This window comes from Cognataquiflexum aquatile (genome assembly GCF_003316845.1).
Classification (GTDB): Bacteria; Bacteroidota; Bacteroidia; order Cytophagales; family Cyclobacteriaceae; genus Cognataquiflexum; species Cognataquiflexum aquatile.
On sequence record NZ_QMIK01000006.1, the window covers coordinates 237,253 to 257,891 of the forward strand.

Annotated in this window: 15 protein-coding genes; 9 read left to right on the top strand and 6 right to left on the bottom strand. The window is 42.7% G+C overall.

Annotated elements, in window-relative coordinates; genetic code table 11:
- Positions 1-13 precede the first annotated feature (13 nt).
- Genes DQW11_RS18050 through DQW11_RS18065 form a run of 4 tightly spaced genes read right to left on the bottom strand, consistent with a single transcriptional unit; the run spans position 14 to position 7,769 of the window.
- Complete coding sequence (locus DQW11_RS18050) at positions 14-847, bottom strand: hypothetical protein (RefSeq protein WP_113925501.1); 834 nt, start codon at positions 845-847, stop codon at positions 14-16.
- A 3-nt stretch (positions 848-850) separates the two neighbouring features.
- On the bottom strand, positions 851-1,801 hold the full coding sequence (locus DQW11_RS18055; protein ID WP_113925502.1) for a Smr/MutS family protein: 951 nt from the start codon (positions 1,799-1,801) through the stop codon (positions 851-853).
- Positions 1,798-3,099, bottom strand: a complete 1,302-nt coding sequence (locus tag DQW11_RS18060) for a cryptochrome/photolyase family protein (RefSeq protein WP_113925503.1) — start codon at positions 3,097-3,099, stop codon at positions 1,798-1,800. The genes DQW11_RS18055 and DQW11_RS18060 overlap by 4 nt, the downstream gene beginning before the upstream one ends.
- Positions 3,100-3,146: 47 nt before the next feature.
- The gene (locus DQW11_RS18065) at positions 3,147-7,769 is read right to left on the bottom strand and encodes a translocation/assembly module TamB domain-containing protein (RefSeq protein ID WP_113925504.1); all 4,623 of its coding nucleotides are present in this window, start codon (positions 7,767-7,769) and stop codon (positions 3,147-3,149) included.
- A gap of 12 nt (positions 7,770-7,781) precedes the next feature.
- On the opposite strand from DQW11_RS18065, the gene tsaD reads away from it, so the two are divergent.
- From tsaD to DQW11_RS18085, 4 genes are all read left to right on the top strand, one after another.
- Positions 7,782-8,786: a tRNA (adenosine(37)-N6)-threonylcarbamoyltransferase complex transferase subunit TsaD gene (gene tsaD, locus DQW11_RS18070; RefSeq protein WP_113925505.1), complete on the top strand. Its 1,005-nt coding sequence runs from the start codon at positions 7,782-7,784 to the stop codon at positions 8,784-8,786.
- A gap of 610 nt (positions 8,787-9,396) precedes the next feature.
- On the top strand, positions 9,397-9,867 hold the full coding sequence (gene smpB / locus DQW11_RS18075; protein WP_113925506.1) for an SsrA-binding protein: 471 nt from the start codon (positions 9,397-9,399) through the stop codon (positions 9,865-9,867).
- A 55-nt stretch (positions 9,868-9,922) separates the two neighbouring features.
- On the top strand, positions 9,923-10,429 hold the full coding sequence (locus tag DQW11_RS18080) for an HNH endonuclease (protein WP_113925507.1): 507 nt from the start codon (positions 9,923-9,925) through the stop codon (positions 10,427-10,429).
- Between the two features lie 93 nt (positions 10,430-10,522).
- Positions 10,523-13,066, top strand: coding sequence for a hybrid sensor histidine kinase/response regulator (locus tag DQW11_RS18085; RefSeq protein ID WP_113925508.1), 2,544 nt, complete (start codon positions 10,523-10,525; stop codon positions 13,064-13,066).
- Here DQW11_RS18085 and DQW11_RS18090 read toward each other — a convergent pair whose 3' ends face one another.
- Together DQW11_RS18090 and DQW11_RS18095 are read right to left on the bottom strand one after the other, a co-directional pair.
- Positions 13,067-14,401 carry a sigma-54-dependent transcriptional regulator gene (locus DQW11_RS18090; RefSeq protein WP_113925509.1) on the bottom strand — a complete coding sequence of 445 codons (1,335 nt, stop codon included), beginning with the start codon at positions 14,399-14,401 and terminating at the stop codon, positions 13,067-13,069.
- Between the two features lie 89 nt (positions 14,402-14,490).
- Complete coding sequence (locus DQW11_RS18095) at positions 14,491-14,814, bottom strand: hypothetical protein (RefSeq protein WP_113925510.1); 324 nt, start codon at positions 14,812-14,814, stop codon at positions 14,491-14,493.
- Between the two features lie 621 nt (positions 14,815-15,435).
- Here DQW11_RS18095 and DQW11_RS18100 point away from each other — a divergent pair.
- From DQW11_RS18100 to DQW11_RS18120, 5 genes are all read left to right on the top strand, one after another.
- Entirely contained in the window at positions 15,436-17,319 is a 1,884-nt protein-coding gene (locus DQW11_RS18100; protein ID WP_113925511.1) for an amidophosphoribosyltransferase, read from the top strand.
- 104 nt (positions 17,320-17,423) lie between these two features.
- The gene (locus DQW11_RS18105; protein ID WP_113925512.1) at positions 17,424-18,476 is read left to right on the top strand and encodes a M42 family metallopeptidase; all 1,053 of its coding nucleotides are present in this window, start codon (positions 17,424-17,426) and stop codon (positions 18,474-18,476) included.
- A gap of 74 nt (positions 18,477-18,550) precedes the next feature.
- On the top strand, positions 18,551-18,769 hold the full coding sequence (locus tag DQW11_RS18110) for a hypothetical protein (protein ID WP_113925513.1): 219 nt from the start codon (positions 18,551-18,553) through the stop codon (positions 18,767-18,769).
- Between the two features lie 88 nt (positions 18,770-18,857).
- The gene (locus tag DQW11_RS18115; protein WP_113925514.1) at positions 18,858-19,340 is read left to right on the top strand and encodes a glutathione peroxidase; all 483 of its coding nucleotides are present in this window, start codon (positions 18,858-18,860) and stop codon (positions 19,338-19,340) included.
- 31 nt (positions 19,341-19,371) lie between these two features.
- Positions 19,372-20,610, top strand: a complete 1,239-nt coding sequence (locus tag DQW11_RS18120) for an NADH:flavin oxidoreductase/NADH oxidase family protein (RefSeq protein ID WP_113925515.1) — start codon at positions 19,372-19,374, stop codon at positions 20,608-20,610.
- Positions 20,611-20,639 lie beyond the last annotated feature (29 nt).

The following is a 20,639-nucleotide window of genomic DNA, read 5'->3' on the forward strand; positions in this document are numbered from 1 at the left end:
CTTCGAATTTTTTCTACTCCAAAATCCTCTCAAATAAATCCCTGCATTTGGCTTCCACCTTGGCTGTATTGGTTTTTTTATTTTGCTGCAATGAAGCCAGGAGGTCGATGTATTTTTTGGAAATATTTTCTTTGTCCGTCAAAAATCCCGTCAGGTGCTGTAAAAAAAGATGGTTTTCATACCATACCAAAAGGTCTTTTTGAAGTTCACTCATCCTGTCATGGATTTCTTTAACAAAGACCGAATTGAAGCCGGACTCAATCCGGAGGTTTTCCAGGGCTATGATGACCCGGATGCCTTCATAGATATCCTTGAGCGCTTTGGTGTCCAACTTGGATTTGTTGTCGAGGTTGAAATATTCCAGTTCCTCACTGATGATTTGGGTAGTGGCGGTATTGATCATGAGGGGCTTTAGTCCCTTGCTGTATTGAAATACGGAATTGTAAAATTCATCCCACATCTGCAGTGGTGCGGATACTATCAGGTCATAGATTTCTGCATAAACCTGGTTTTTTTCTGCTTCAAGTGCTTTGGTGTAGGAATTGAAAACCACATTGTCTTTCATTTTGACAGCCTCCACCTGCTTCATGATCATTTTGAGGTGTTTGGTTTTCTTCAGCCCTTTAAAGATTTTTTTGAAGGGTGAAAACAGCTGGAACTTCAGGTTTTCTTCTTTGAAATGGATCCTTGAAAGGAAGTCCACATAGATTTCCAGGAAAATGAGTTTTTGTTCCAGTTCGCCGGATTTTTTTCCTCTATATCTTTTGCTCAGTGATAAAAAAGCTGATTTTGCGTCTTCAAACTGCTGTGTGAACAACCTGAAAATAGGGGAAATCTTTCCTTGCATGGCTTAAGAGATTCTGACCAATGTAGCGCCGTATCCAAACCGGCTTTTTTGTGTGTCCTGAAAATACTTAATATTTCCCAAATGGCTCAAATACTTGTGTATTTCTTTTCGCAGCACGCCGTTGCCGATGCCGTGGATAAAGGTGATCTCATCCATTCCTGAAGCGATGGCGTAGTTGAGGTTTTTTTCGAAGGTTTCCATCTGAAGGCGCACCATTTCACTGTTGCTCATCATAGAGAAATCTTTGGTGAGCTGCTCAATGTGGAGGTCAATTTCCCTGGGAGGTTTTTGGAACTTTAGCACAGGAACAGTTTTTTCTGTGTTCAGCTGTTCGTTCAGCTTTTGGATGTCTATTTCTTTGGTCTGATCCGAAAGCTTGAATACAAAGCCACTTTTGTCCAATATTGGAGCTGTGCCACGGCTTTTGAAGAAGGAGGAAGCCTTGAATTTCAGCCTTCTCTCAAAGGAAGGTTCCATCTTTTCGATTTTGGAATGGATGGGAAAAAACTGCACCAAAAGCAGCGGCCACTCCTCAAAATCATTGATTGATTTTTCACCGAGTTTTTGCGAAGTTTTCTTTTTGAGGATACCTGCAAAAATGGTTTGGCCATTGCCGCCATAGACTTCCGTAGCCATCAGGATGTATTCACGGTCGGTGTTGTTGCTGATATAGATGCTGTGGTCTTTGTCGTTGAGTGGGATGTAGGCTAGGAAAAGACTGTCTTCTTTGGAGGTTTTGACCTTAGAGAAAGAACTTGGCTGGACAGTCACAGCTTCTTTGGACTCGCCAAAATGTTGCTTCTCGGCACTTGAAATGACAACGATCTCGTTTTTCATGGCTGGAATCCGGAACCCGTCTTCGATCTCTACTTCCACCCTTCCACTCGCGGATATTTTTACAATTACTCCTGATTCGTTGCCGTGAAGCAAACGGACTTTGTCTCCTATGTTCATGTGTTCAATGCTGTTTTGTATGTTTCTATGGCCCTTTCTCTTGCGAATTTGTGGTCGACCATAGGTTTTGGATAAGCGGATGTCCCGAACTCGGGCACCCATTTTTTGATGTACCGGAGGTCTTTGTCAAATTTCTCGGTTTGGGATTCGGGATTGAATACCCTGAAATAAGGCTGTGCATCAGTCCCTGTCCCCGCGGCCCATTGCCATCCTCCGTTGTTGGAGGAGAGTTCGAAATCGAGCAATTTTTTTGCAAAGTACGCTTCTCCCCATCGCCAGTCAATCAAAAGATGTTTGGTTAGAAAACTTGCGACGATCATCCTGACCCTGTTGTGCATAAATCCGGTGGCATTGAGCTCCCTCATACCGGCGTCGACTATCGGATATCCAGTCTGGCCTTCACACCATTTTTCAAAATCTTCTTCATTATTCCGCCATGGAATGTTATCATATTTTGGCTTGAAAGCATGGTCGGTCACTTGGGGATTGTGATGGAGGATCATCATGTAAAATTCCCTCCAGATCAATTCATTCAGGTAAGTCGCATTGAGTTTGGAGGCTTCTAAGGCAAGTTTCCTCACGCTGATGGTACCAAATCTCAGATGAATCCCAAGCCGGGAGGTTCCCTTTATTGCAGGGAAATTCCGCTGTGAATCGTATTTTTGGATCAGAGGTTGGTCTATGTCTAGTGAAGGGATTTCGATACCTGATTTCTGAAAACCCATTTCTTCCAATGTAGGAACAGGTAGGGGAGAAGTCTGGTGAAAATTGTTTTTTTTCGGATCCAGGCTCAAAAGCTGAAGTGAAGTTTTCTGGAATTTTTCTAGCCAAACTTTGCTGTAAGGAGTGAAGACTTTGTAAAATTCCCCGCTGCCATTGACGATTTCTTCCTTTTCAAAGATGACCTGATCTTTGAAATCCAAAAATTGGATTCCCTTTTCTTTCAACAAATCTTTGATGGCTTGGTCTCGTTCTTTGGCATAGGGTTCGTAATCCCGGTTGGTATAGACATTTTGGATGTCGTATTCTACCATAAGTTGGCGGTAAATTTCTATTGGTTTACCGTACTTTACCAAAATTGAGCTTCCAAATCCCTTCAATTCTTTCTGGAGTTTTAGAATTTGGGCGTGGATGAATTCCACACGTGCATCTTTTTTGTCTTCCAGTTTGTCAAGGATGTCTTTGTCAAAAATAAACAAAGGGAGGACGTTTTTTTCCTGCGAATAGGCGTAATACAGACCGGTGTTATCTTCGAGTCTCAAATCTCTCCTGAACCAAAATAGGCTGATTTTTTCCATACTGTTTGTTTCCTTTCAGCTATCAATATCCTGAAAGCAAAATTGTTTCAATCCTGCTTCCCTTTTGGTGGATTTTTTACCGGAGGATCCATTTGATAATCCAAAGGACTCACTTTTCTTTGGAGGCTGTCCAATGGAATATTCTTCCAACCTTCCTCTTCACCGTTGTTGTATCTCAAAAAATCATCTTGGTCATTGATGCGGAGACGTTGTTTTTCCTTGTTTCTGATCCTGTCCCACAACTCACCGAAGGTATTGAAAGAAAGGTTTTGGGATACCGAAACACCATAAGTCGCGACATTTCTCGCCAAAGAAAGTGAGGTGAAGGTATTGAAATTATTTCTGTTGTAAACCCTCACCCTGTAGCGTCCATCTTGGGTGACGAGGTATTCGGCCTGCCAGTCGCCCGCGATGCTGTTGAGATCGGCATTACCCTGCAAGTCAGTAAATCCTCCGTCTCTTGATACCCTAAGCCGGCCATCCAAAAAGGTATATGCTACCCGAAGTTGAAAAGTTTCTAAGGCATTTTGATCAAGATTAGCCAAATTGATGTCAACTTCCAGATTTTGATCTACTTGGGCGATGAAACTGTTGAGTTGGGATGAAAGCAACTGGCTGAGGTTGGAGGTAGCGATGTTGCTGACACCTGAAAATTGGCCCTCGGGAGAAAGTGAGCGCATCATGATGACAGAAAAAACCTGCCTGTTTTTTTCCTGCTCGTCGTTTGCGATGCGGTTTTGGAATGCTGAAATATAAGTCTGGATATTGCCTTCTGTCGGGAATTCTGCAAAGTCGAATTTGAAAGTAATCTCCGGCGATAGGAGCTGGCCTTTGAGGTTCATGAGAACTTTTAAGGGAAATCTTCTGCGCATGGCAGGATCTTCCAAAGCGGCGTTTTGGTTGGTTTGTAGACTTTGAAGCGAAACACTTTCGAGGTAGTATGCATTAATGTCCATCACGCCTTCATACGGATCTCCAAACCATGAAATCCGGCCACCGGGCTGTACAATAAATTCTTTTCTCAGGATATTATACAGTGAGAAGTTGTATTTGGCTTCGGTGATCTCATAATTTCCCGACATGGAAAAATTGCCTTGGGTATCAATGTTCATTGTCAAAACCCCGCGTCCCCGGCCTTGGATGGTTTCGCCCGTCCTCGGATCAATCTGGATTTCGGTATAGGCATCAGGCGTGACATCAAAAGTGAAATTCATTCTCACATTGCTGATGTCCAATTTGTCTATTGTTTCTTCCAAAGAAATATTTCTCGCCGTATCGAGTACATTGATGATTTTGATAAATTCCTCCTGGGCTTCATAGCTTTTTGAGCCTAAAGGAATATATATTCTGGTGTTTTTTTGCGAGGTGGCGCGGGCAGTGATATCGAGGTTGTTGGCCGCACCAAAAATATTCAAAGTACCGGTGACATAGGCCGTTCCATAGAATTGGTCATTGTCTCGGGATCCGGTATTTAGGACTTGAAAATTGTCCAGGTTGGATGAAATATCCAGAATAAAATCAGAGAAGTAGTCATGTGAAATTCCCCCGCGCATTCTTGCCCTGTTGCCGTTGGTGTCTTTTAAGGTCAATTCCCTGAAGCTGATTTCATTGTTGTTGAAAATCAAATTACCGTCTACGGTATATTGGGTTTTGAGGTAATTGACTAGCAATGTCCCTCCGGATACCAATCCATTTCCAATCACAACAGGAAAAGCCAGTGATCCTGTTATGTCAAAATCTCCTGAGACAGTGCCTCCCATTCGGGTGATATAGTTGGACAGAAAAGGCTCCAAAACCGACAGGTCAGCTTCGTTTAATTTGGCGTTGAGGTTAAGTTGGTTGTCGGTACTGCCCAAAAACCCATCGATGGCAATCACTTTTTTACCGTTTCGGGTATTGCTGATTTCGACGTTGACGAGCTTGTCAGCGATAAAAGTCGCCGCGTTGATATTGCCTACAAGGAAATTGTTGATGTATAATTCATCCACATTGATCTGTCCATTGACTCCTATGGATTCATAAAAATTGGTAAATCCAAAATTTCCGTTTGCAAGTCCGCTGAATTCTTTGGTGCTGAGGGTATTGAAAAAATCAAGATTGACATTGTGTATTTCCAAACCCAGCATTTCATTGGGATTTGGCGAGATGGTGCCGTTAAGGGCTATAAACTGGTCCGCATTGAAGAGTTTGATGTTGTCAAACAGGAAGGATTTCTGTGCGATGTAGATGCTGTTGTCTTCATCAAAACGCCAGGTTTTGTCAAGGATTTTGAGTTCTGAAGGCTCAAAAACCACAGTCGTATGGTCGGGATAGATGGTGATTTCGTTTTTGATCCGGACAAAGCTTCCAGTCTCCAGTTGGTCTTGGTCATACCTGAAATCAATGCTTGATTCATCCCAGATGGCTTCTATGGCCAGGTTGTTGAATTTTAGGCCGGTGTTGAGTTCCTGTTTTTTGGAAAAGATATAAAAGGAAGCCAAAACCTCCGAGCTGTTGATCAGCTTCGAAGTGTTAAAATCCAAATTGGTATCATAGAGGAAATTCCCATCGTAGTAAATGGTATCAATGCTCGAAAAAAAGTTGAAGATGGTATTGTCCGGTGTCTGGTAAAAAGCCCCTTCGATGATGGTGTTTTTTGAAATAGACGCCCTTGGTTCAAGGAGGTTGATGATGGGATTGATGTCAATGAAATTGAGATTGAGGTCAATACTGTATGGTTCCTCGTTGGCATCAGCCCTGAGTGAAATCTTCTCATCCGAATTTGTCAGGATAGCAAGGTATTGTTGGCTGAGGTTTGTGATGTCTTCAAGCAGTTGTCTTACTTTAAATTTACCAGAAATACCGGCTACAAGCAGATCCGAATTGAGGGAGATCAGCCTTGATTCATCGGTGAAAAGTGATTGAAAATAGAAATTATCTATAAAAAGGTTTCTTCCTTCATAGCTTAGGTTTACATCACTGAATCTTGCGATTCCCTCGATGTCATCCAGAGTCACCCCTTTGGTGTCCAAGGCAATTTTGCCACTCACAAAGGCGTCCTGCTCAATCAAATTCAATTCCTTTAGGAAAGCAGTGTCCAATTTGGCAGTCAGCCGGATAGAGTCTTTGCCATCTCTCAGATCCAAAACCCCACTGAGTTCTCCTTTAAGGTTGGGATCATTTACTTTAAGATTTCCCCTAAACAGATCCTTTCCATAAGTGGCATCAGTTACAATATTCGCATAATTGTAGCCATTGATTCCTGCACTTTTGATATCGGCATCTACCTGGAGGAGTGCAGTTTCCAGGGTCAGACCTGTACCTTTGATCTGCCCTGTCATGGTGACTTTTTGGAACTTTTCCGGATCCTCTACCAAAACGCCTATGTCGAGGTTTTCGAGTTGGAGCCTTCCGGTGTAGGTTGGTTTATTATTTTCAGTTTTGAAGCTCAGCCGCCCGATGATTGTTCCTATGCCCGTTCTGAAATTACCGTTGGCTGTGAAATAGTCAAGATAGCCGGAAAAATCGGTGTCAAAACGGACGTCTTTGAATTTGTTGATTTCTTTCCTTGCATTTTCTCCGATATATGGTGAAAGGTCATTGCTGTTCAGGACCGAATTCAGGAGGGACAATTCAAAGAATGTGCTGTCAATATTGGGGAGTCCGTCGATTTTGAACTTACCAAAAAGTGCACTTTTCTCCCCAAACCTCACCAGGAGCTCGTCAGATGCTAGGTCATCAACTGTACCCTCGATTTCTCCGCTGATAAAAATCCTGTCTTCAATATTTCCTAGGCTTTCAGTAAAGTATTTTAAGTCTTTGATATCCAATGCGGCTTCATCCAACCTTGCCAAAATGTTGACTTCATGAATGAAATTTGAAAGATCTTTGGAAGAGTTGTAGCTGAATTTGAGGTAATCTTTGATTTCTGTATCATTGGATCTCAAGTAGAGATCATCAAATTCCATGAAAGTGGGACCGTATGTGAAATCTGTTTTGAGCTGTTGGAAGACAAGGCCCGAGGTGGACTCCAATCCCCGGAGGTAATTGACTTTGATCCCGATGGTCGGACCTTCAGAATAAAAGTCGTCGGCATCAGCGATCAAATCCCGAAACTGTAACTTATTAAAATCAAATCCACTCTCTATTGGAATACTTCCATAATTGATGATGTCCAAGGACGCTTCTTTGAGACTGATATTTTTGATTCCAAACCTTGAAGCTTTTTTATTGGGATCTCTTGGAGCACTTGGGAAAAGAAGGTTGATCTGGTACAGATATTCTGCGATATTGATAAAATCTTCCTCCGGATGGAATAGCAGCCTGACATTGCCTTTTTCCAATTTGATCTGGTCCAAACCCGGATTGCTGCTGTCCAAAAGTCCTGAAATGGAAAAATCAATATAAACATCTTCCAAGTCCACCATCAAACTGTCATGATGGTCATAAATTACCACATCCTGCAGACTGATAGCATCCCACCACCTGATCCGGACCTTGGATATACTGGTCTCAAATCCGGTGTTTTTGCTGAGGTATTCGGTAAAGGATTTTGTGATTCTTGTCTGGATAGCGGGGATCTGAACAGCGATCACAACTAGTAGGAGAATCAGGAAAAGTAAAAGAACCGCCCTGAAAAGCACCCTTAAGGCTTTCAGTAATTTTTCCGTAACTTTGGGGTTCTTTTCCAAGAGGCAAGCGAAATGAAGATAAATATTCTGGCTATTGAATCATCTTGTGATGAAACGTCGGCGGCGGTCATTTCTGATGGCAAAATACTCAATAATATCATCGCCACCCAATCGGTACATGAAAAATATGGGGGGGTAGTTCCTGAACTTGCCTCCCGTGCACACCAACAACACCTGATCCCGGTAGTTCATGAAGCCATTGATTCATCTGGAATCAGTAAGCAAGAACTTTCGGCCATCGCCTTTACCAGAGGTCCTGGATTGATGGGTTCTTTATTGGTCGGGGTTTCCTTTGCAAAATCGCTGGCCTTTGCCTTAAATATCCCTCTTATTGATGTCAACCACATGCAGGCGCATATTTTGGCACATTTCATCGATGAACCAAAACCGAACTTTCCATTTATCTGTCTGACGGTAAGTGGTGGCCATACCCAACTGGTGTTGGTCAGGGATTATTTGGATATGGAAGTGATAGGAGAGACGACAGACGATGCCGTCGGGGAGGCTTTTGACAAGACAGCCAAGCTGCTTGGATTGCCATATCCGGGGGGACCTTTGATCGATAAGTATGCCAAAACAGGCAACCCAAAAGCTTTCAAATTTCCCATATCTGATATGCCCGGTCTGAGTTTTTCATTTTCAGGGATCAAAACCGCAGTATTGTACTTTCTTAGAGATAATCTCAAAGAGAATCCAAATTTCATTACCGAAAACCTTGCCGATATCTGTGCGTCTGTCCAATATACCCTGATCAAAATGCTTTCCCAAAAACTGGTAAAAGCAGCAAAAGATTACCGAATCAAAGAAATTGCAATTGCGGGAGGGGTATCCGCCAATTCCGGACTGAGGGAGGAACTGAACGTATTGTCAGTCAAATATGGATGGAAGGTGTTCGTCCCGAAATTCGAATACTGCACCGATAATGCCGCGATGATTGCCATGGCAGCACATTTCAAATACCTAAAGGGGGAATTTTGTGGACTGGATGTGGTACCTGAAGCGAGGATGAAGATTTAGAAATAGTATCAAGTATCGAGTATCAAGTATCGAGTACCAAGTATCAAGAACAAAGAAACGAGAAGCGAGAAACGAGAGTCGAGAACTGGGAACCGAGAAATAAGAAAATGGGGTTGAGATTAAAGAAAACCTATCCTTGTCATTTCGAGTGGTCAACATTAATTTGAATGTTTAGAAAGAGTAATGGCATTAATGTGAAATAAATTGGCCTCGGCAAGCTCGGCCACCGCGGTTGTTCTTGGGAGAGGGGCAGGAGGGGAAAAGCGGCGGTGCCGCTTTTCCCCTCCTGCCCCCTAAATTGCCAAACACTAGTTCCCCGAGCTTGCCGAGGGGGTCATTTAAGTTTATGTCATTGGTAGGAGGTACGACTGAGAAATCTTAAAGGAGTATCAAGAACCAAGACACAAGAAGTAAGAAGCGAGAGTCGAGAGAAAATGGAGTAAGAGTGTTCAGTTTCAGTAGAAAGTATGCCCCTGTTCCCAACAACCTGACAACCCGACAACCTGACAACCCGACAACGCGCAGCAGACAAACAATACATCAATTACAACTACTACAACCTCTACAACCATTACAACCATTACAACCATTACAAATAGTAAAACCAAGCATGGCTGTTACCAAAAAAAATAAATTCGATAAAATCATCAATATCAGGAACAAGAAGGCAAGTCATGAATTTGAGTTCTTGGATACCTATACTGCAGGCCTGGTGTTGAGTGGCACAGAAATCAAATCCGTACGGGAAGGAAAAGTCTCCCTCACTGAAGCCTATTGCTATTTTCAAAGGGGGGAGTTGTATGTCAAACAGATGCACATCGCGCCTTATTCGATGGCAGCCAGCTATAACCACGAAGCTGTCCGCGAGAGGAAATTGTTGCTGAACAAAAGGGAGATTGAAAAGATTGAAACAAAATTTTCAGAAAAAGGGCTTTCGGTCATTCCGATCAGGATTTTTATCAATGACAAGGGCTTGGCCAAAATGGAAATAGCCGTCGCAAGAGGCAAAAAACTCCATGACAAGCGGGAGGATATCAAAGAAAAAGACGTAAAAAGAGAGCTTGCCAAGATGAAGTTTTAAAACATTTAAATTCCACAACAGGTTTTTCCAACCAAAGATTTTATATTAGAGGATTATGGAAAGACGTGTTTTGGTTTTAAACTTGGATCATTCTCCTGTCGCTGTGGTGACTGTCCAAAAGGCCTTTGTCTTGACTTATCTGGAGAAAGTAAGTTGCCTGACTTTTTATCAAGACCTGACCATCAGGACAGTGACCAAAACTTTCCAATACCCTGCCGTAATCAGATTGAATGAATATAAAAACATTCCCTACAAAGGTGTTTTGCTGAACAGGGCCAACATTTTCCGTAGAGACAGTCAGGAATGCCAATATTGCGGTTCCAAAAGGCAACTGACCCTTGACCATGTGGTGCCACGATCCAAAGGTGGTAAGTCCAACTGGGTCAATCTGGTCACAGCCTGTCACCGCTGTAATGTCTATAAAGGAGACAAAACCCCCGAGCAGGCAGGAATGCAGCTGAAATCCCAACCTTTCAAACCTAGCTTGGGGTATTTTTTGGCAGAATATGCAGAACGCCATGCCGAAGAATGGGTTCCTTACCTTGAGCTCAGGACAGTTTAGAGTGATTTTTTAATCCGAGCAATTTTCTCTCTGATAAATTGACAAGGATAATGGAACAGTTATTGCCTTTTTGGAAAGTAAAAAAAGGCACCGATGCGGCTTACAGGAAAATATCAGGTCAGGGGAAAGGTTGTCATTGGTTTTATCCTTGCATTCTTTTTGGTGTTGGGCATCAGCGCAGTGACCTATTTCAGCATCCGAAATCTCCTCGACACGGTCCAGGATCTCACCCGGCCAAATGAAAAACTCCAGCAGCTGAATGGCCTCATGGCGGATGTCTATGTGCTTGACATCAACAAAACAGAGCGCACTACGGACAAAGATTCTGTCTCCGAACTCACAAGAAAACGGGTCAAAGAAAGGCTTGAATGGCTAAAATCCAATTCCCTCGATTCAACCGAAATCCAGAACTACCAACAGGTCGGTCTGACTATTTCCGAATTGATGGTAGTTTTTGCCGGATTGGAAGAAGTGAGAAATTACCTTGCCAATAGAAATTTCAGTGCGGAGGCATTAAAAGGAATAGAGATCAGAATCAAAAGGCAGCAAGAACAGAGCGACATGCAGTTTTTGGGAAAACTCCGGACCAAAGATTTGCTTTCCTCATTAAATCCAAAAGATACCAAAGCCGATTCAGATACCACAGGAACTGAAAAAACAGAACCCGAGGCGGAAGAGGGTTTTGACATCGGGAATGAATTACTAGAAATTGCCAAAGACATCAAAAAGTCAGGGACGGTTGTCGCGCCGCCGGTGCCCCCAAAATCCACCAACCAAGATTCAATCCTGCTCGTAATCCGCAAATCTGTAGAGAGGATTTACAAAGATGAACAGCGCCTTCAAGACAGGTTTCTTAGGTTGGAAGAGAACCTGATCGAAAAGAATACAGATATTTTTTTTCAAATCCAGCAAATGATTTCCAATCTTCAGAATGATTTATTGAAGGAATACAAAGTCCAAAACCGCTCTGCCTACAAGCTTACCTATACTGTCTCATGGATTTTGGGGATTTTGGTGTTTTTTGGGGTAGCCGGTTCTTTGGGTTTTGTATTTAGCATCCTCCAAGAAGTAGACAAAGCTGATTTATATGGGGAAAAATTAGAGGAAGCAAAAATGCGATCTGACAAACTAGCCAAGACCAAGCAGGAATTCCTTGCCAATATGAGCCATGAAATCAGAAACCCGCTTCATGCCATTCAGGGTTACCAAAAAGCTTTGGAAAATTCTGATCTCCGCGGCCAACAAAAAGAGTTTGTCGAGAGAATAGGCTTTGCTTCCAATACCCTCATCGCTGTGGTAAATGATATTCTTGATTTTTCTAAGCTCGAAGCGGGGCAGGTTCAGGTGGTGAAAGAACCCTTTGAGGCAAAGGACTTTTTCCTTTCGATCAAGAGTTTTTTTGCATTGAAGACCGAGCAAAAGGGCTTGTCTTTTCATTGGAACATTGACCTTCCCCAAGATCAATGGCTAGTTGGAGACCAATTGAGGATCAATCAGATCATGAATAACCTTCTGGGAAACTCACTTAAATTTACCCAAAAAGGAGGAATTGTGGTCGACATCACTTGGGTAAAAAAGCATCTAGAAATTAAGATTGCTGATACAGGGATGGGAATGACGGCTGAAATCCGAAAAAACATATTCAAGGAATTTAACCAAGGCGATTCCGCCATCAACAGAAAGTTTGGTGGTACAGGTTTGGGCTTGGCGATTGTCAAGAAATTGATTGACAAACTGGGAGGGACCATTCAGGTATCAACTGAAGTTGATAAAGGCACCATTATTTCCTTTACAATACCCTGCGAGGTGATCGAACCTGTTTCCAAACAGTCCGAACATACTTTTGAATTTTCCCTTCAAGGATTAAGAATTCTGTTGGTAGATGATGACCCGCTAGGATTACAATTGCTCAAACTGATCCTCGAAAGCCGCGGGGCAATGGTATCGGCAATACAGGGAGGGGCAGCGTTTGTGAGGGAATTTGTTGCTGATGAAATTGATATTGCCATCATTGACATTCAGATGCCTGAAGTCAGCGGATTGGAGGTGGCGAAAATATTAAGAGCCAATGAAAAATTCCTGACTTTGCCGATAATTGCCATGACTGCCAATGTTTTTGTGGAGGAGGAAAGAAAAATAGAGGAAGCTGGATTTGACGGATTGATTTTAAAACCTTTCAAAGAAAATGAAATAGTCAACAAGATAGGATTGATGTTAGGCCTCACCCAAATAGCTTTTCGCCCGGAAAATCCCACAGAAAACCAAGTGGAGATAAAATCTGATTTGGAATCAATAGACTATGACCTGTCCGACCTGATGAAGTTTTGTATGGGAGACAGGGAAATGCTGATGGAAGTCCTTCAGGATTTTATAAGCGCTGCAAAGGAGGATGTAAGGGGTCTGAATTTGGCTTTGGAAAAACCTGATTTTGGGAAAATACTCGAAATTGTCCATCGGATGTCCAGTCGGCTTGGACAGCTGAAAATTCCCTGCGCCAAATTGGCAATAGAAATTGAGAGGGATTTAAAACTTGGAAAAACTGTCGAAACAATTGAATCGATCAGAGAATTGGCAAAAAATACCGCCGAGGTCATGGTAAAAATTCAGTCTGAATGGATGCCTGAACCCGCCAAATAATTACTTCAGGCCGTATTTTTCCATTTTGTTATAGAGGGTTTTCCTGTCCATCCCAAGGACTTGGGAAGCTTTTGATTTATTGAATCTCACTTCCTTCAAAACCCTGTCAATCATTTCTTTTTCGTGGTTTACCAAATTGCTTTTGTAATCCAAAGCAGGCTCGTGGGATTCAGGTTTGATTTCAAGTAAATCCTGAGGCAACAAATCTTTGCTGATCACTTTATTGCCACACAGTAAAACTGCTCGTCTGACGATATTTTTCAGTTCACGGAGATTTCCGGGCCAGGCATATTCCATAAAAATCCTTTCCACCTCCGCATCAATCCCGGTGACATTTCTATCTAACTTCATGTTGCTTTGCTGGATAAAATGTGCGGTAAAAAGCTTGATGTCCTCTTTTCTTTTCCGCAAGGGCTGCAGGTTGATGGTGAATTCATTCAATCTATGGTAAAGGTCCTCTCTGAAATTACCTTCCTGACTTCCTGACTTCAGTTCATCGTTGGTAGCGGCAATAATCCGAACATCTATTTCTGTTTCTTTGTTGGCTCCGATCTTGCGGATTTTCCTTTCTTCGATGGCCCTGAGCAGTTTGATCTGAATGTCATAACCAAGGTTACCAACCTCATCCAAGAATATAGTGCCCCCATTGGCCTGCTCAAAATGACCGGTTTTATTGTCCAAAGCTCCGGTAAAAGATCCTTTGACATGACCAAAAAGCTCACTTCCTGCAAGTTCCGAAGACAAGGCTCCACAATCAATCGCCACAAAAGGACTGTCTTTGCGATTTGAATTTTGATGGATTTTCTTGGCTATATATTCTTTTCCGGTTCCTGTTTCTCCCAAAACCAGCACACTAAGGTCGGTAGGTGCGACAAGGCTGATGAATTCCTCCAATTTGGAGGCATTGGCGCTGCTCCCTTTGACATAGTCCTGTTCTTTTTTTTCAGCAACAGGCAATTGGGGTTTTGATTCAACGGGTCCTGATAAGGCCTCTTTGACAGTGACGAGCAACTCATCAGGATTGATGGGTTTGGTGATGTATTCGAAGGCCCCCATTTTCATCGCCTTCACTGCGATTCTGATATCGGAATAATTCGTAATCAGGATGACATTGATTTCGGGGTTTTTCTTGATGGATTGCTCCAATAGTTCCAATCCATTTCCGTCAGGAAGCCGGTAATCCGTAATGATGAGTTGTGGCCAACCGGATTGGAAAATGGGTACGGCTTGGGCCAAACTGTTGACTGATTGGACCTCAAGGTTATTTTTTTCTAAAAAATTCCGGATAATCCGGGAATATGTCATGTCATCCTCTATCAAAAGTACCTTTTGCATCTCTTTCCGTTCTTCGTTCGACGGGGAGTATAACAAAAAAAGCACCAGAATATTTCCGGTGCTTTTAAATCTGACAAATTTAAGATTGATTAGTCTTCAATCACTTCTCCTAGGGCAGTATATTTTTTGACAAGTTCTTGGCCCTCGTTGTCAAATTTGATTACGAAATGGCTTGCTGCGTCGTCGCTAACTTTCCAGGCTTCGCTGATTTTCAAAGCTTTCAAAGCTATGTCTTTTTCAATCGCTTCCTTCACAGGAACCGGAAGATCGGCAGGATCAACTTTCACTTTTTCTGATTCCTGAGAAACTTTCATTTCAGTTATTAGACTTGAAGCGGTGGTAGAGTTTGCCATCAAAGGAGCAGTTGCCATTCCAATAACAAACATTGCGGGGATAATAAATCGGGTTTTCATAATAATTTGGTTTAGTTAAAATTGATAATTGGTTTTGTTTAATTTTTGGATTGCTATCTCTTGCTTTTGGCATGGAAATAGACAACTCTGTTTTTTTGAAGCGTGATTCAGTTTCAAATTTCCGGTGCATTGCTTTCCTGTTGTCAGGATGACTTTGCCGGTTTTGAAGTTTTTGATTTCCGTTTCATGTTTACCCTATTTGCACATGTCGTGCCAAGGGGAAAAAGGGCCTTATTTGGTCATAAACAGTGATTCTATTCTTCAAAAGTGGGGAATCATTACACAAAGTGGGGAATAATTCCCCAAACTGAGGGTGAAACAATCCTATTTGGTCGGGTTGGGTTGGCTCAAAATGCAGGTCATTCTTAAATCCGCTTAGGTTTAGTTGACTTCTCACGGTTTAGATCATCTTTGTTTTTAGAATCCAAAAAGTGTAAGGAAGAATGGTATTTGAAAATCTGATATTTTGGACAAAGAATACCCAAAAAAATAAAAAATTGGGTCCGTGGTTTTTTCTGTGGAAGCCAACAAAATATTATATAACCGAACTTTTTTTACTTCCATAAACTTCTAAAAAAGATTTACCTTTACATTTCCAGAAATTACTCGTGTACAAAACCAATGAGTGACCAAATCAAACATGAATGTGGTATTGCGATGATCAGGCTTCGAAAGGAGCCACAATACTACATCGAGAAGTACGGTTCGCCGCTATATGCCCCCAACAGGTTGTACGTCCTGATGCAAAAGCAGATCAACAGAGGTCAAGACGGCGCGGGAGTTGCCAACATCAAGCTTGACACCAAACCCGGCACACGATATATCAGTAGGTACCGGTCTATAGAACCCCAAGCTGTCAATTATATCTTTGACAAAATTTATAAGAAATACAAGAAGGCCAAAAAACTGGGCGGGAAGAAGGGGATGAACAATGCCCAATGGTTGAAAGAAAACGTGGCTTTTTCAGGAGAAGTATGGTTGGGACACCTCAGATATGGAACCCACGGAGAAAACAGCATCGAAACCTGTCACCCTTTTTTGAAGCAAAACAACTGGAGGAGCCGAAACCTCGTCATGGCAGGGAATTTCAACATGACCAACGTGGAGGAATTGTTCAGCAAATTGGTACAGCTTGGACAGCACCCTAAAGAAAAAACGGATACCGTCACCGTCATGGAAAAAGTCGGTCACTTTTTGGACGAAGAAAACCAGCGGATTTTTGACAAATATAAACATCAATATTCCAACGAACAGATTACTGCTGTCATAGAAAATGAAATCGATGTTGCACGCATCCTCAAAAGGTCCTGCAGGGATTTTGATGGAGGATATGCCATGGCGGGAATAATCGGCAACGGTTCAAGTTTTGTCGTCCGCGATCCTTCAGGAATCCGGCCGGCATACTATTATGCAGATGAGGAAATTGTCGTGGTTGCTTCCGAAAAGCCTGCCATCAAATCCGCGTTCAATGTAGATTACAAGCAAATCAAAGAAATCAAACCCGGCCATGCCCTGGTAATCAATAAAGATGGTTCCTACGCAGAGCATGAAATCCTTCCTGCAAGAGAAAAGAAATCCTGCAGTTTTGAAAGGATATATTTCTCAAGGGGAACAGACCCTGATATTTACAGAGAAAGAAAAGCACTTGGCCGCGCACTTGTGCCCCAGGTTTTGAAAGCTATAGATTTTGACCTCAAGAACAGTGTATTTTCCTACATCCCAAATACTGCGGAAACAGCCTTTTTGGGCATGATCGAAGGGCTCGAGGATTACCTGAGTGCCAAAAGGAGGGAAGTGCTCCTGGAAGGAAAGCCTCATTTGGAGGATCTGGAGGAGCTTCTCAACTTCCGTCCAAGGGTAGAAAAACTCGTCAGCAAGGACGTCAAATTGAGGACTTTTATTACCAATGATTCCGACAGGGATGCCATGGTGGCCAATGTATATGACACCACCTACGAAGTCGTCAGGGCGGGACTTGATACCTTGGTGGTCATCGATGACAGTATTGTGAGAGGAACTACTTTGGAAAAAAGCATATTGACCACATTGGACAAACTCAATCCCAAGCGGATCATCATCGTGTCCTCAGCTCCCCAGATCCGTTTCCCGGACTGCTACGGTATTGATATGTCTAAGTTAAGAGAGTTTATCGCTTTCCGTGCGACAGTGGAATTGCTTAAAGACAAAGGCATGAGCTATTTGTTGGATGAGGTTTATGAGAAGTGCAATACCAATCAGATTTTGACAGAAAACTATGTAAAGGCACTTTATGAGCCATTTACCGATCAGGAGATTTCAGATAAAGTAGCCGATATCATCACCACCGACGACATCCATGCGGAGGTAAAAGTCCTCTACCAAACAGTCGACAACTTACATAAATGCATCCCGGACCATTCAGGAGATTGGTATTTTACAGGCGACTTTCCAACTTCAGGAGGAATGCGCGTAGTAAATAGGGCTTTTGCCAATTACATGGAAGGAAAAGTGGTCAGGGCATACTGATCATTACCAATATTTAATCCAATGACCAAACTTCAAGTCCCCAAAGCACTTGTTTTTGGTCATTGTTTGTTTAATTTAAATTCATCTTTATCAAACCCATAATCATGGAAGTCAATGTACCCTTGCTAAAACAGATTTGTGAAATCGCCGGTGCTCCGGGATTTGAAAAAAGAATCAGGGATATGGTCATCGAATTGGTGTCCCCTCTTGCAGACGAGGTCATGACGGACAACATGGGCAGCGTCATAGCCATCAAAAAATCCAAGAAAAATCCCGATTCCAAAAGAGTGATGGTGGCTGCACATATGGATGAAATCGGATTTATCGTCACCCATATTGATGACAAAGGATTTGTGAGATTCCATGTTTTGGGAGGTTTTGACCCCAAGACCCTGACCGCCCAGCGTGTTATCGTCCACGGCAAAAAGGATTTGGTGGGTGTCATGGGGAGTAAACCCATCCATGTCATGACCGCTGACGAAAAGAATAAACTGCCTCAGATCACTGACTTTTTTATTGACTTGGGCATGGAAAAAGAGGAAGTGGAGAAGTACGTAACCATAGGAAATCCCATCACGAGAGATAGGGAACTGATAGAAATGGGAGCCTGTGTCAACTGCAAATCCATTGACAACAGGGTAGCGGTTTTTATACTTTTAGAGACCTTGAGGGTATTGGACAATCCGGCCTATGATGTGTATGCCACTTTTACAGTGCAGGAAGAAGTAGGTATCCGTGGCGCAAATGTTGCAGCACATGGTATCAATCCTGATTTTGGGATAGCATTGGATACAACCATTGCCTTTGATGTACCGGGAGCACAACCTCACGAAAAAGTCACCGAATTGGGTAAAGGAACTGCCATCAAAATCATGGATGCTTCGACCATCTGCGATTATAGGATGGTGGCTTTTATGAAGCATACCGCCGATCAGCATCAGATCAAATGGCAACCTGAAATCCTAACTGCAGGAGGTACAGATACCGCCGGAGTGCAGCGTATGGGCAAGCAGGGGGCTATCGCCGGTGCGATTTCCATACCGACACGTCACCTGCATCAGGTCATAGAAATGGCCCACAAAGAAGATATCTCCAACAGTATCCAACTTCTGAAGGCTTGCTTGGAGGACATCGATGGCTTTGATTGGAGTCATTGAGAAGGTAAAACATAAAATGAATTTCCATTCCGAGGTCTGATTTTTCAGACCTCTTTTTTTTCTTAAAAAATTAAATGTTTGTACACAATTATGCCAGTAGATTGGATATCCATTTAAATTTTTGTCTGCAGACTGAAATATCCGGTACATCCCTGCCCGACGAGAGGCGGGGGTCTTCCGACTTCCTCCCGATAGCTATCGGGATCCGTCCCCATGAAGAAGAATATAGGGTTACTGGCAAAGAAGCGTATATCATGAAAAATTATTCTCTTTCATTCAAAAACAAAATCTAAGGATTTAGATTATAATAAGTCACAAGCGATATAAATTAAGATTATATTTGTATCGCGCACGATATAATACGATTTAACAATATGATTTATGAAAAACAGGTTTTACGATTTTTCTGCCAATAACCTTCAGGGCAAAGAAGTATCCATGTCAGAGTTCAAAGGAAAGACGGTTTTGGTGGTCAATACCGCCAGCCAATGCGGTCTGACTCCACAATATGAAGGCTTGGAAAAACTCAACCAAAAGTACAAAGACAAAGGCTTGGTCATCCTGGGATTTCCCTGCAACCAATTCGGCAATCAGGAACCCGGGGATTCCAAGGACATTGCGGAAGGATGCCTCCTGAATTATGGGGTAAGCTTCCCCATGTTTTCCAAAATCGAAGTCAACGGAAAGAATGCCCATCCTGTATTCAAATTCCTCAAACATGAATTGGGTGGAATATTTGGGTCAAGTATCAAATGGAACTTTACCAAATTTCTGGTAGATGCAAATGGGAAACCCGTCAAGAGATTCTCTCCCATTACCAAGCCTGAGGAAATCGACAAATACCTTAGAAAAATTTTAAAGTAATCATACCGTTTTTATTTCTTTCCCACCAATAATGCCTGAGAATCCATTAAACCGTCCATTTACTCTTCCTAATGGAGTGCTGATCAAAAACAGACTTTTCAAATCCGCCATGAGTGAAGGACTCGGCAATAAGGATGGATCGCCCAAGCCAATGCTCGATCTCCTTTATCGTAAATGGGCGGATGGAGGAATTGGTCTATGTGTCACGGGAAATGTCATGATTGACAGACAGGCACTTGGCGAACCGGGAAATGTTGTCATTGAAGACGCTTCAGGATTGGAAGGATTGAAATCATGGGCCAAAAACGCCACCGCCAACGGGACACACTGTTGGGTTCAGTTGAACCATCCCGGAAAGCAGGCACCGAAGGGACTGAACAAGGAGACAGTTTCTCCCTCGGCTATTCCATTTAGGAAGGACATGCAGTCTTTTTTCAACATTCCAAGAGAACTGACCGAAGCGGAAATCCGGAACCTGATCAAAAGATTTGCGTTTGCAGCGAAAATGGTAAAGGAAGCCGGGTTTTCAGGGGTTCAGATTCACGGTGCACATGGGTATTTGGTCAGCCAGTTTCTTTCTCCCCATCATAATCAGCGTACAGACCTTTGGGGAGGTGACCCGGAAAGACGCAGAAAGTTTGTATTGGAAGTCTATCAGGCCATGCGAGATGCTGTCGGAACTGATTTTCCTATCGGGATCAAACTCAACTCTGCTGATTTTCAGAGGGGTGGTTTTACAGATGAGGAATCTTTGGAAACCATCAAGGCATTGGAATCGGCTGGCATTGACCTGATAGAAATATCCGGCGGAACATATGAAGCCCCTGCGATGATGGGGGCAAAATGGAAAGAAAGCACCCAAAAAAGGGAAGCCTATTTTATGGACTTTGCGGTCAAAGCCAGGAAAGCGGTTAAAATTCCTTTGGTAGTAACGGGTGGATTTAAGAGCTATGAGGGCATGGCAGAAGCTATAGAGTCAGGAAATGTGGATTTTGTAGGTTTGGCAAGGTTAATCGCAGTAGAACCGGATGCACCTCTCAGACTCCTGAATGGACAATCTCCCAAGATATCTATCCAATCAATCAAAACCGGAATCGGACCTATTGACAAAATGAGTGTCATGGAGACTGTGTGGTACCGCGAACAGTTGGAAAGAATGGGCAAAGGAATGGAACCCAAGCCAAACTTATCAGCCTTTGTCGTATTTCTGAAATTCGCTTATAAACTGATATTTAAAAGAAAAGGGGCACTTAAGGAAAGAGCATCCTGATTTTTATTTTCAATGTAAAATCTTCAATA